Below are 13,199 nucleotides of genomic sequence, written 5' to 3' on the forward strand. Positions count from 1 at the left end.
CGCCGTTACAAATTTTTTTCGCAGCGCCCTTACGGAAATACCCGTACGACGGATGCGGGCACTTCACTCGCACCTGTGCGCACCTCAGTCGATGCAGAGCGTTCGATGCACGCAACCTTGCACGATCGTCGTTCATGTACGTCGTCTGTCACATTTCTCCACTGCAGAAACGACAACGCCCGCGTGTTGCGGGCGTCGTTCGCTACCAAATGGGATACCAAATGGGGATAGATACGCGGCACGCGCGAATCAGAAGGTTTCCCAGTCGTCCGCGCCACCGGTAGCGGCCGCCTGCGCGGGCGCAGCGGCGGCCGCGACGGGCTTGCGCACCGGTGCCGGCGCAGCCGCGCGTTTCGGCGGGGCATCGCGATCGTCGCGCGCAGCAGCGACCGGCACGGCAACCGCAGCGGAAGGCGCACGCGGCGCGTGACGCACTGCAACCGGCACCGCAACCGGTGCCGCGGCACCCGGCCGCGACGTGTCGTCGGCGAGCTGGAATACCGCTGCCGTTTCACGCAGGCGCCCGGCCTGTTCGTCGAGCGACTGCGCGGCGGCCGCGGCTTCCTCGACGAGCGCCGCATTCTGCTGCGTGACCTCGTCCATCTGCGCGACCGCGCGCGCCACTTGGTCGATCCCGCCGCTCTGCTCCTCGGATGCCGCCGCGATCTCGCCCATGATGTCCGTCACGCGCTGCACCGCACCGATCACGTCGCTCATCGTGCGCCCTGCCTCGTCGACCAGCGTGGAACCCGACCGGATGCGCTCCACCGACGCGTCGATCAGCACCTTGATCTCCTTGGCCGCGGCCGACGAACGCTGGGCCAGGCTGCGCACCTCGCCCGCGACGACCGCGAAACCGCGGCCTTCCTCGCCGGCCCGCGCGGCTTCCACTGCTGCATTCAGCGCAAGAATGTTGGTCTGGAACGCGATTCCCTCGATGATCGCGATGATGTCGGCGATCTTCGCCGAGCTGTCGTTGATCTCGCCCATCGTGCCGACCACCTGGCCGACCACCGTATTGCCCTTGTTTGCAATCTCCGATGCATTCGCGGCCAGCGAACTCGCCTGGCGTGCATTGTCTGCGTTCTGCTTCACGGTGCCGGTCAGTTGCTCCATGCTCGACGCGGTTTCCTGCAGCGCCGCGGCCTGCTCCTCGGTGCGCGACGACAGGTCGATGTTGCCGGCCGCAATCTGGCGCGCCGCGGTCGCGATCGACTCGCTGCCGCCGCGCACGGTGCGCACCGTATCGACGAGCCCGCGCTGCATCTTGCCGAGGCCCTCGAGAAGCTGGCCCATCTCGTCACGCCGGTCCACGACGATCGGCCGGCGCAGGTCGCCGGCGGCAATCGCGTCGAAATGCGCGAGCGCGTCGGCAATCGGGCGGCCGATCGCACGGCTCAGCGTCAGCCACGACACCACCGCGGCGGCGAAGCCGGCCGCCAGCGCGACGATCGCCAACACACGCAGCGTCTCGTACACCGATTCCGCATGATCGAAGTTGGCTTGCGCGTCACTGAACTGGAAGTTGCGCAACGCCTCGCTCGCCGTCGAGAGGTCGGTGTAGCGCGCCTGGAGCTGCTTGGCGCCGTCGCCGATGCGGTCGGCCTGATTCGCGCCGAGCACGCTCGCGAACGCGTCGCACTCGTGCTGCAACGCCTGCCGCTTCGCGGCGACGTCCTGTGCGATGCGATCCTCCTCCGGGCCGCGCGGCAACGCGAGGTACTTTTGCCACCAGGCGTCCGACTGCGCGCGCATCCCGCGGCTTCGCTCGATGGCAGCCGCCGCATCGGGCGTGCCGGCCAGGAGCGCCGCCCGGTCGAGGGCCAGCCGTTCGCGCGCCGAGTAGATCTCGGCAATCGAGACATCGACCGCGCTTGGCATCTGATTCGTGAAGATCTCGCGCGTCGTGCCGTTCGCGCGCGTCATTCCATACACGCCGAGCCCACCGATCACACCGAGGAGCACCGCCAGAAACGCCATCGTGAAACCGATGCGCGCACGAATCGTCAGGTTTTTGAACGCCATCATCCTTCCTGTGTTGCGTCGTAATGGACGGGACGGACCCGTCGCTTCGAAGCATTGCTTCACCTGATGCATTTACGACCAGACACCGCGCAACTTGATGGCGTTTCCGCTATTTTTTCGAATTATTCGTCTGTTTATTACAAATAGCTGAACGAAAATACGTACATCACCGTGCACTGGCGTGCACGGCGATCAGTCGCGCTCCGTTGCCGGCGTGCAGCGCGGATACGCGGCCGGCCGTCGTTTGCGCCGAACCGGCCGCGATACGCGATCCGGCCCTATCCTGCCCTATCCGGCCAGTTCGGCAAGCGTGGGAATCGACGGTTGCGCGCCCGCCCGCGTGACCGACAGTGCCGCCGCGCGTTGCGCGAAGCGGATCGCGGTGTCGACGTCCGCGCCGGCCGCGAGCCGAGCGGAAAAGCCGCCGATGAAGGTATCGCCGGCCGCCGTCGTGTCGACGGCCTGCACGGCAGGCGCCGGATAATGCCGCGCGGCGCCGTCGGCCGTCAGCGCAAGCACACCCCGTGCGCCCAGCGTGACCAGCACGTTGCGCGCGCCGCCAGCCTGCAGCGCGCGGGCGGCGGCTTCGGCCTCCGCGGGGTCGCGCACCGGCAGCGCGGTCAACGCGGCCGCCTCGACCTCGTTCGGGATCAGGTAATCGACGAGCGGCAGCCAGCCGTCCGGCAGCGGCGCGACGGCCGGGGCCGGATTGAGCACCACCGTGCGGCCGAGCCGCCGCCCGGCCGACAGCGCCGCGAACACCGCATCCGGCGGCGTCTCGAGCTGGCAGATCACGACGTCGGCCGACGCCAGCGCGGCCTCGTGCCGCGCGACCGTATCGGTCGTGACCTCGCCGTTGCCGCCTGCGACGATCACGATCGCGTTCTGGCTCGCATCGTCGACGACGATCAGCGCGACGCCGGTCGACGCCGACGCGCTCGTCGCGAGCCCCGCGCAGTCGATCCCCTCGGCTTCGAGGCCCGCACGCAGTGCCGCGCCGTGCGCATCCGCGCCGACGCAGCCGATCATCGCGACCTGCGCGCCGAGCCGCGCGGCAGCGACGGCCTGGTTGCCGCCCTTGCCGCCCGCCGCCTGCGCGAACGCATGCCCGGCGAGCGTTTCGCCGGGCAGCGGCAGGCGCGGCGCGCGCACGACGAGATCCATATTGAGGCTGCCGACCACCGTCACGCGGCCGGCGCCCGCCGCGGGCGCCGTCATGCGCGACCGCCGGAAGCCGGCGGCTCGCGGTAGATCGCCGTCGATTCACGCAGCACGAGACGCGGCGACACGACGCGACGGCGGCTCGGCACGGCCGACGAGCCGCCGCCGATGCGCTCGATCAGGGTCTGCGCGGCCATTTCGCCGAGCGCGCGCACCGACTGGCCGACCGTCGACAGCGCCGGATACGTGTAGCGGGAGAATTCGATGTCGTCGAACCCGATGATCGAACAGTCGTCGGGCACGCGCATGCCGCGCTCGGCCGCCGCACGCAGCGCGCCGACGCCCATCAGGTCGTTGCCCGCGAAGATCGCGCTCGGCCGCACCGATTCGAACAGCCGCGACGCCGCGTGATAACCGCCGAGGCACGAGAAGTCGCTTTCCGCGATCGCGCCCGGCACGATGTCGACACCGCGCTCAGCCATCGCACGGATGAAACCGTGCACGCGCATCGCGCTGACCGCCGTGTCGGTCGGCCCCGTGATGCAGCCGATCTTCGCGTGCCCGAGCTCGAGCAGGTGGCGCGTCGCCAGGTACGCGCCGCGCTCGTGGTCGATCTGCACGAGGTCGGCCGCGAGCCCCTCGATGTTGCGATCGACGACGACGAGCGGCGCATGGATGTCCGCAAGCGTCTGCGCGAGCACCGCATCCTCGCCCGCCGACGCGACGATCAGCCCGTCGATGCGCTTTTCCTGCAGCACGCGCAGGTAGTTGCGCTGCTTCACGGGATCGTCGTCCGAGTTGCAGAAGAACACGCAATAGCCATTGGCCGCGCACTGATCCTCGATGCCGCGCGCAAGCTCCGCGAAATACGGATTCGTGCTGTTCGGCACGACGAGGCCGATGGTCGCCGTCGCACGCGCCTTCAGCGAGCGTGCCACGGCCGACGGCACGTAATTCAGCTCGCGGATCGCGCCCTCGACCTTCGCACGCACATCCGCAGACACCGGCCGCGAGTTGTTCACCACGTGCGAGACGGTCGTAAACGACACGCCCGCCATGGCTGCCACATCCTTGATCGTCGCCATTTCCCGTTTCTCTCTGGTCTGTTCTGTCTGTCTTTCTACCGCACGCGCGTGCGCCGGCTGCGATACGTATCGAGCACGACCGCCACCACGATCACCGCGCCGGTGATGATCCGTTTCGTCGGCTCGTTCGCGCCGATCTGCGCCAGCCCCGCGGCCAGCACCGAGATGATCAACACGCCAAAGAACGTGCTGATCACCGAGCCGCGCCCGCCCATCAGGCTCGTGCCGCCGATCACGACGGCCGCGATCACCTGCAGTTCGAGGCCGACGCCCGCGTTCGGGTCGGCCGCCTCGAGCCGCGAAATCTGGAACAGCGACGCGAGCCCCGCGAGCGCGCCCATCAGCGCGAATACGAGAATTTTATACGGCCTCGGGTTAACCCCGGCAAGTCGGACGGCTTCTTCGTTCGTACCGATCCCGACGAGATAGCGTCCGAACACGGTGCGCGTCAGCACGAACTGGGCCGCGATCATCACCGCGACCGCGATCAGGAACGCCGGCGAGATGCCGAGCGCGATCGGGTTCGACAGGAAATCGAACGCGTCGCCGATATAGGCGGTGCGCGAATTCGTCAGCTGGTACGCGAGGCCGCGTGCGGCCTCCAGCACGCCGAGCGACACGATGAACGACGGGATTCGCCAGCCGACCGTGACTGCGCCCGTCAGCGCGCCCGTGACGGTCGCGACCGCGATGCCGATCAGCGCGGCCGGCAGCGGCCCCCACTGCCATTTCAGCGCGGCGACGCTGACCATCGACGCGGCGAGCGCGAGCACCGAGCCGACCGACAGGTCGATCCCGGCGATGATCAGCACGAAGGTCATCCCGACCGACATCACGACGAGATCGGGAATCTGGTTCGCGATCGTGCTGAACGTATCGTAGGTCAGGAAATGCGAGCTCAGCGTCGAAAACAGCACGATCATCGCGGCAAGCGCGCCGGCGAGCCCGAGATAGTTCGACAGGCCGAGCCGCGTGCCGGACAGCGTGCGCGCGCGGCGCCCCGTCACGTCCTGCTGCGCGCCTGCGTCGGTCGGGGATACGGGAGGCTGGGTCATTGCTGTCGTCCTGTCGTCGAAGTGCCCGGAGCGGCGCCTTGCGCCTGCCCCGCGTCCGGATGCCGTGCGCCGTCCGGCGGCGTCTCGCGGCCGAAGCCGGCGAACGCCGCGGCCAGCAGTGCATCCTGGGTCCAGTTGCCGCGCTCGAACACGGCGGTCATGCGGCCGGCCGACATCACGCCGATCCGGTCGCAGATCAGCATCAGCTCACGCAGGTCGCTCGACACGACGACGAGCGCGCGGCCTTCGCGCGCGAGCGCGCCCATCAAAGTGTAGATCTCGAACTTCGCGCCGACGTCGATCCCGCGCGTCGGCTCGTCGAACAGCAGCACGCCCATGTCGCGCGCGAGCCAGCGGCCGATCACGACCTTCTGCTGGTTGCCGCCCGACAACTCGCCGACCGCCTGTGCCGCACCGTGCGTGCGGATTCGCAGCGCGTCGATCTGCTGCTCGGCGAGCGCCGTTTCACGCGCGCTGTCGACGATGCCGCCGCGCGCCAGCCGGTCGAGCTGGCCGAGCGACACGTTCGCGGTGATCGACTGCGTGAGCAGCAACCCCTCGCCCTTGCGATCCTCGGTAATCAGCGCGATGCCGTGCTTCACCGCCTCGACGGGCGAACCGATCCGCACCGGCTTCGGCGGCTGGCCGATCGCGATCGTCCCCGCATCCGGCGCATCCGCGCCGTAGATCAGCCGCAGCAGTTCGGTACGTCCCGCGCCGATCAGCCCCGAGATGCCGAAAATCTCGCCCGCGCGCACCTCGAGCGACACGTCGCGCACCGCCGTCCCGCGGGTGAGGCCCGACACGACGAGCCGCGGTGCGCCGATACGGCGCTCGCCGAGATCGATGTGCTCGCCTATCTCGCGGCCGACCATCAGCGTGACGAGCCCGTCGGACGTCGTCGCCGCCATGTCGCCCGCGTGGACGAGCCGGCCGTCGCGCAGCACCGCGACCCGCTCGGCGACACGCGCGAGCTCCTCGAGCCGGTGCGAGATATAGATGATCGCGACCCCGCGTGCCTTCAGCCGGTCGATCTGCTCGAACAGCAGCTCGACTTCACGCGCGGTCAGCATCGCGGTCGGTTCGTCGAGAATCAGCACGCGGCAGTCGCCGATCAGGTTGCGCGCGATCTCGACCATCTGCTGATGGCCGATGCCGAGCGCGCCCACCGGCGTATCGGGATCGACCGTGTCGAGCCCGACCTGGGCCATCGCGGCCCGTGCGTCGTCGCGCAACCGCGCGCGATCGATGATCCCGAAGCGCCGCGGCAGGCGGTTCAGGAACAGGTTTTCGGCGACCGTCAGGGTCGGCAGCAGGTTCAGCTCCTGCATCACCATGCGCACGCCGAGCGCCTCGGCCTGCGTCCGGCTCGCCGGCGCATAGGGCTGGCCGCCCAGCTGCATCGTGCCGGCGGTCGGCTCGACGAGGCCGCCGATGATCTTCGACAGCGTGCTCTTGCCGGCGCCGTTCTCGCCCGTCAACGCAAGCGCGTGGCCCGCGTCGAGCGTCAGCGTGACCTCGGCGAGCACGGGTTCGGCATAGGTCTTGCCGATGCCGGATACGGACAGCACGGGAGCGGCTGCGCGGGAGGGTTGGGAAGTCGAGTCCATCGCGATCCTGGTTGCGGCCGCGCGCACGCGGCGCGCGGGTATGACGCTCACAAGTGCATGTGCATGCAGTGGCCGTGATCGCGCTCACCCCTGATAACGGCCGCCGCGCCCGATTCTTGAGGGCGGCGGCCGTATCGGGTTTGCGTCACTTCGTCACGAGATCCACCGGCGTCTCGACCACGCCCGACATGTCGGCCTGCTTGCGATGCTCGGAGATCGCCTTGAGCGCCGTGTCGATGCCGAACACGGCCTGCTTCGCCGCGTACTGATCGGCCGTCGCGAGCACGCGGCCGTCCTTCAGCATCGGCTTGATCGCGTTGATGTTGTCGTAGCCGACCACGAACACCTTGCCCTGCTTGCCGGCCGCGCGCACGGCCGACACGGCGCCGATCGCCATGTTGTCGTTGCCGCACAGCAACGCCTTCAGGTTCGGGTATTCGTTGAGCATCGCGGCCGCGACCGCATTGCCCTTGTCGATCTCCCATTCACCGGACTGCACCGATACGACCTTCATCCCGCCCGCCTTCATCGCGTCCTGGAAGCCGGCCGTGCGCTGCTGCGCATTGGTCGTCGTCGACACGCCTTCGACGATGCCGACCTGGTCGCCCGCCTTCAGCCGCTTCGCGAGGTAATCGCCGATCTTGCGCGCGCCCTTGCGGTTGTCCGGGCCGACGAACGGTACGTTCAGGTTCTTCGATTTCAGCACGTCGGGATCGAGCCGGTTGTCGATGTTCACGACGATGATGCCGGCGTCGACCGCCTTCTTCACGACCGGCACGAGCGCCTTCGAATCGGCCGGCGCGAGCACGATCGCGTCGACCTTCGACACGATCATCTGCTCGACGATGCGGATCTGGTTCGCGGTGTCGGTCTCGTCCTTGATGCCGTTGGTGATCAGGTCGAACTGGTTCGCGTTGTGCTTCTGGTATTCCTTCGCGCCCGTTTCCATCGTCAGGAAGAACTCGTTGGCGAGCGACTTCATCACGAGCGCGACCTTCGGCTTGGCCGATGATTGCGCATGGACGGCCGGTGCGGCGGCAACCGCGACGGCGGCGAGCGCGGCGGTCAGGAAACGACGGCGAAAGAGGACATTCATACACATCTCCTGGCGACCGGCCCCAGGGGCCGGACTATTGTTTGACTGTTGTTTTAATGTGAGCAAACGTTTGCGCCACACTACCCGGGCAATGGCCATCGATGCTGCTGTCGGTATCACGAAATGGAAACGAGGCAGACGGCCGACTGCCTGACGCGTGCTGTTGTTTACGCGCCTCCGCCGGCGGGAAGCCGGCGGAGTGAAGGCTATGCTGTACCGATTCGCGCCGGCGCGCAACCTGTCTGATCAATATTTAGGGTTTATTCGGAGCGCGTGTCACGCCGGATCCCGCGGCGCCGGCTCGTCTTCATTGGCTGACGGCGGCTCGCCGAATCGGTTCGCGTGCGGCGTGCCGGCGATGAAGCCGTTCATCACGAACAACGCGAGCGCGCCGACGATCGGCACGAACAGCAACAGCATCCACCATCCCGACTTGTCGATGTCGTGCAGCCGCTTCACACCGACCGCGATCGACGACCAGGCCGCGACGACGGCCACCACGACGAGCACCAGCATCGCCAGCAGCGGCAGCTCGTCATCCGGCGAGCGGTGCGAATCCGCATCGAAAAACACGCTGAGCAACGCGGAAACCAGTGCGTAGATCCACCACGGCAGGCGTCCGATCCGGCCTTCGAAGGAAAAGAGAAACCATTTCAGGTTCATTGTTTACCTCTTCGTCACGCGTGTTGCGTGCTGTGCGCCATGTCGCCGAATGTGCCTGAACGGGCAATCCGCGTGCGTTGTGTGGCGAATGCGAACGGGCTGCCGGCCATGTGCCCCGCGCTTCGTTCCGGCGTCGCGCAGGGTGTCGGTGCAGCCGGCCGATCGGGATGGTGCCGGAGAGTCGCGTCAACACCCGTCAGCCGGCATTCACGCGCATTGAATCACATGCAAGGAGAAATGGGGCGGCCAGTATGCAGGATGGCAAGGCCCGATGCGAGGCGCTCGAACGTGCCGTCTTGATTTCTCGCTGGCAGGCGAGCGCATGTCGTGCGCCGAGTGCGGAGATGAATCGGCAGGAAACCGCGATTGCGGCCGGTGATTCGGTGAGTCTGGGTCGAACAACCAGGCAGGCGGCAGATCGCCTGCGCCGCCTGGTGCATGAGGAGACGTCGCGCCATCCGCGGTGATCGCTCGGACGGTGCACGACGTGCTGGCTTCAAACGGCTTCGCGCAACAGCCCCGCGATTTCGGCTTCGTTCAGGTGCGGCGCGAACATCTCGATCAGCCGGTACGCATACGCACGCAGGAATGCGCCCTTGCGCAGGCCGACCCGCGTCGTGCTCGCCTCGAACAGGTGCTGCGTATCGAGCGCGACGAGCCCCGTGTCGCGCTGCGGATCGTAGGCCATCGCCGCGACGACGCCGATCCCCATCCCGAGCTCGACATATGTCTTGATTACGTCGGCGTCGATCGCGGTCAGCACGACGTCGGGCACGGCACCCGCCTGCGTGAATGCCTGGTCGATGTGCGAGCGCCCCGTGAAGTCCTGGTCGTACGTGATGATCGGGTACTCGGCGATTTCCTCGAGCGTCAGGTTCTCGCGACCGACGAGCGGATGGCCCTTCGGCACGACGACCGTGTGGTGCCACGAATAGCACGGGAACGTGACGATGTCCGGATAGCGGTCGAGCGCTTCGGTCGAGATGCCGAGATCGGCCTCGCCGTTCAGGATCATCTGCGCGATCTGCTGCGGGCTGCCCTGGCGCAGCGCGAGATGCACCTTCGGGAACACGTCGGTAAACTGCCGGATCACCTTCGGCAGCGCGTAGCGCGCCTGCGTGTGCGTCGTCGCGACGACGAGGTGGCCGCTGTCCTGGTCGGCGAACTGGCGCGCGACGCGGCGCAGGTTCTCGGCATCGAGCAGCATCCGCTCGATCAGCTGGTGCACGGCCTTGCCGGGCTCCGTGAGCCCCGTCAGCCGCTTGCCGCGCCGGATGAAGATATCGACGCCCAGCTCATCCTCGAGATCCTTGATCTGCTTCGACACGCCGGACTGCGACGTGTACAGCACGTTCGCGACTTCCGTCAGGTTCATGTTCTGGCGCACCGCTTCGCGCACGAACCGCAATTGCTGAAAATTCATGGGTATGCCTCTTAGGCTGTCGTTGTTTGATTGTCTGATCGGAGCGCGCTCCGCCCCCTGCCCTGCATTCTGGCGTCAACGCGCGGGAAACACACGCACCGCGCGCGGCACGGCCGTTGCACCGTCGCCGACCTGCAGCGACAGCGCACGCCATGCGTCGCGATCGAGTTCCGCCTCGAGCGCGCCGCCTGCGCGCGCCTCGAGCTCCACACGCACCGAACCGCCGAGCGGAATCACGCGGCGCACGTCCACCGCGATGCCGTCGCGGTGCCCTTCGCCGGCCGGCCAGAGCTGCAGGTCGTGCGGCCGCACGTACGCGTTCGCAGGGCCCGCGAAATCGGCATCGACCTCGATCGGCGCAGCCGCGCCCTCGGCCACGAAGCCGCGCCCGGCGACCGTGCCCGGCAGCCGGTTGGCCGCGCCGAGGAACTCGTAGACGAACGCGCTCTGCGGATGATCGTAGACGTCCTGCGGGCTGCCGACCTGCTCGACGTGGCCGCGGTTCAGCACGACGATGCGGTCCGCGACTTCCAGCGCCTCCTCCTGGTCGTGGGTGACGAAGATCGTCGAGATGTGCAGGTCGTCGTGCAGGCGGCGCAGCCAGCCGCGCAGTTCCTTGCGGACCTTCGCGTCGAGCGCGCCGAACGGCTCGTCGAGCAGCAGCACCTTCGGCTCGACCGCGAGCGCGCGGGCGAGCGCGATGCGCTGGCGCTGGCCGCCCGACAGCTCCGACGGATAACGCTGCGCGAGCCAGTCGAGCTGCACGAGCTTCAGCAGCTCGTGCACCTTGTCGCGGATCACGCTTTCCGACGGCCGCTCGCGGCGCGGCTTCACGCGCAGCCCGAACGCGACGTTCTCGAACACGGTCATGTGGCGGAACAGCGCGTAGTGCTGGAACACGAACCCGACCTGCCGATCGCGCGCGCCGACCGACGCGACGTCGAGCCCCTGCAGCACGACCTGGCCGGCATCCGCGTGCTCGAGGCCCGCGATCACGCGCAGCAGCGTGGTCTTGCCGCAGCCGGACGGCCCGAGCAGCGCGACCAGTTCGCCGGGCGGGAAGTCGAGCGACACGTTGTCGAGCGCCGTGAAATCGCCGAAGCGCTTCTGAAGGTTACGGACGGTGATACCCATTCTGGTTGCCTCTTTACGATTTCGACGAAACGGCGGCGGGGCCGGCGTGTGCGGGAACGGTGTCGCTCGCGCCGGCCAGTTCGGCGGCGAGATGACGCTCGGCGATCAGTTTCAGCGCGAGCGTGACGAGCGCGAGCAGCGCGAGCACCGACGCCACCGCGAACGCTGCCGCGAAGTTGTATTCGTTGTACAGGATCTCGACGTGCAGCGGCATCGTGTCGGTCACGCCGCGGATGTGGCCCGATACGACCGACACCGCGCCGAACTCGCCCATCGCACGCGCGTTGCACAGGATCACGCCGTACAGCAGCCCCCACTTCACGTTCGGCAGCGTCACGCGGCGGAAGATCTGCCAGCCCGACGCGCCGAGCACGCGCGCGGCTTCTTCCTCGTCGGTGCCTTGCGCCTGCATCAGCGGAATCAGCTCGCGCGCGACGAACGGGAACGTGACGAAGATCGTCGCGAGCACGATGCCCGGCACCGCGAAGATGATCTGCACGTCGTGCGCCTGCAACCACGGCCCGAGCCAGCCCTGCGCACCGAACAGCAGCACGTACACGAGACCCGAGATCACCGGCGACACCGAGAACGGCAGGTCGATCAGCGTCGTCAGCAGCGCCTTGCCGCGGAATTCGAATTTCGCGATCGCCCACGACGCGCACACGCCGAACACGAGGTTCAGCGGTACGGCGATCACGGCGACGGTCAGCGTCAGCTTGATCGCCGACCACGCGTCGGGATCGGCCAGCGATTCGAGATAGAAGCCGATGCCTTTTCTCAGCGCCTCGACGAACACCGCGGCGAGCGGCACGACGAGGAAGAACGCAAGGAACGCCAGCGCGATGCCCGTGAGCAGCCAGCGCACGACGCGCGACTCGCTGACGGGGTCGAGCCGCTTCGCGGCGCGCCCTTGCGCGGCCGAAGACGGGGTTTTCAGCACGACGGTGGCCTCCTGGCTCATTGCTGGCCTCCTGCTGCGGCGGCGGTGACGGCAGCAGGCGCGGGACCGCTCGCGCCCTTGCTCGTGCGGCGCTGCAGATACCACTGCAGCGTGTTGATCAGCAGCAGCATCAGGAACGACACGACCAGCATCACGACCGCCAGCGCGGTCGCGCCCGCGTAGTCGTACTGCTCGAGCTTCGTGATGATGAGCAGCGACGTGATCTCGGATTTCATCGGCACGTTGCCGGCGATGAAGATCACCGAGCCGTATTCGCCGAGCGCACGCGCGAACGCGAGCGCGAACCCGGTGAGGAGCGCCGGCAGCACGGCCGGCAGCACGACGCGGCGGAACGTCAGCCAGCGCGACGCGCCCAGGCACGCGGCCGCCTCTTCCTGCTCGCGCTCGAAATCCTCGAGCACCGGCTGCACGGTGCGCACGACGAACGGCAGCCCGATGAAGGTCAGCGCGACCAGCACGCCGGCCGGCGTGAACGCGATCTTGATGCCGAGCGGCGCGAGATACTGGCCGACCCAGCCGTTGGTCGCGTAGACGGCCGCGAGCGAGATGCCGGCGACCGACGTCGGCAGCGCGAACGGCAGGTCGACGATCGCATCGACGAGGCGCTTGAACGGGAACGTGTAGCGCACGAGCACCCACGCGACGAGGAAGCCGAACACGGCATTGATCAGCGCGCCGCCGAGTGCGGACGTGAACGTCAGCCGGTACGACGCGAGCACGCGCGGCGACGCGACGGCGGTGACGAACTGGTCCCACGACAGCGTCGCGGTCTTCAGGAACGTGGCGGCGAGCGGTATCAGCACCACGAGGCTCAAATAGGCCACCGTGATGCCTAGCGTCACGCCGAAACCGGGCAGCGCGCTCGGCTTGCGAAAGGTGTACGTCGTCATCGGATGCTCTTGCTGGGTCGATGCTGCTCATGGGTCCGACGCAAACGCCGGCGCGATGCTTTGCGCCGGCGGCCCGTCGAGGGTGCGGCGCGCTGT

Annotated in this window: 11 protein-coding genes; all 11 read right to left on the reverse strand. The window is 67.9% G+C overall.

Annotated elements, in window-relative coordinates; translation table 11 throughout:
- Nucleotides 1-249: 249 nt before the first annotated feature.
- The 11 genes from FOZ70_RS08350 to cysT all read right to left on the reverse strand — a co-directional run bounded on the left by FOZ70_RS08350 (nt 250) and on the right by cysT (nt 13,103).
- The gene (locus FOZ70_RS08350; RefSeq protein WP_059710310.1) at nt 250-2,025 is read right to left on the reverse strand and encodes a methyl-accepting chemotaxis protein; all 1,776 of its coding nucleotides are present in this window, start codon (nt 2,023-2,025) and stop codon (nt 250-252) included.
- A 288-nt stretch (nt 2,026-2,313) separates the two neighbouring features.
- Complete coding sequence (rbsK, locus tag FOZ70_RS08355; protein ID WP_021157020.1) at nt 2,314-3,243, reverse strand: ribokinase; 930 nt, start codon at nt 3,241-3,243, stop codon at nt 2,314-2,316.
- Nucleotides 3,240-4,271, reverse strand: coding sequence for a LacI family DNA-binding transcriptional regulator (locus FOZ70_RS08360; protein ID WP_027787474.1), 1,032 nt, complete (start codon nt 4,269-4,271; stop codon nt 3,240-3,242). The genes rbsK and FOZ70_RS08360 overlap by 4 nt, the downstream gene beginning before the upstream one ends.
- Before the next feature lie 35 nt (nt 4,272-4,306).
- Nucleotides 4,307-5,326, reverse strand: a complete 1,020-nt coding sequence (locus FOZ70_RS08365) for an ABC transporter permease (protein ID WP_027787475.1) — start codon at nt 5,324-5,326, stop codon at nt 4,307-4,309.
- Nucleotides 5,323-6,936, reverse strand: a complete 1,614-nt coding sequence (locus FOZ70_RS08370; RefSeq protein WP_219705550.1) for a sugar ABC transporter ATP-binding protein — start codon at nt 6,934-6,936, stop codon at nt 5,323-5,325. Before FOZ70_RS08370 ends, FOZ70_RS08365 begins: the two co-directional genes overlap by 4 nt.
- A gap of 145 nt (nt 6,937-7,081) precedes the next feature.
- Entirely contained in the window at nt 7,082-8,032 is a 951-nt protein-coding gene (locus FOZ70_RS08375; protein WP_021157018.1) for a sugar ABC transporter substrate-binding protein, read from the reverse strand.
- Between the two features lie 276 nt (nt 8,033-8,308).
- On the reverse strand, nt 8,309-8,695 hold the full coding sequence (locus FOZ70_RS08380) for a DUF805 domain-containing protein (protein ID WP_059653310.1): 387 nt from the start codon (nt 8,693-8,695) through the stop codon (nt 8,309-8,311).
- Nucleotides 8,696-9,191: 496 nt separating this feature from the next.
- Nucleotides 9,192-10,118, reverse strand: a complete 927-nt coding sequence (locus tag FOZ70_RS08385) for a CysB family HTH-type transcriptional regulator (RefSeq protein WP_006484201.1) — start codon at nt 10,116-10,118, stop codon at nt 9,192-9,194.
- Between the two features lie 75 nt (nt 10,119-10,193).
- Nucleotides 10,194-11,252, reverse strand: a complete 1,059-nt coding sequence (locus FOZ70_RS08390) for a sulfate ABC transporter ATP-binding protein (RefSeq protein ID WP_021157015.1) — start codon at nt 11,250-11,252, stop codon at nt 10,194-10,196.
- Nucleotides 11,253-11,265: 13 nt separating this feature from the next.
- A complete protein-coding gene (gene cysW / locus FOZ70_RS08395; RefSeq protein WP_021157014.1) occupies nt 11,266-12,213 on the reverse strand; it encodes a sulfate ABC transporter permease subunit CysW in 948 nt (315 codons plus the stop codon).
- Nucleotides 12,210-13,103 carry a sulfate ABC transporter permease subunit CysT gene (gene cysT, locus FOZ70_RS08400; protein WP_021157013.1) on the reverse strand — a complete coding sequence of 298 codons (894 nt, stop codon included), beginning with the start codon at nt 13,101-13,103 and terminating at the stop codon, nt 12,210-12,212. The genes cysW and cysT overlap by 4 nt, the downstream gene beginning before the upstream one ends.
- Nucleotides 13,104-13,199: the final 96 nt, after the last annotated feature.

Origin of the sequence: Burkholderia sp. COPS (genome assembly GCF_019425585.1) — a bacterium.
Lineage (GTDB): Bacteria > Pseudomonadota > Gammaproteobacteria > Burkholderiales > Burkholderiaceae > Burkholderia > Burkholderia cepacia.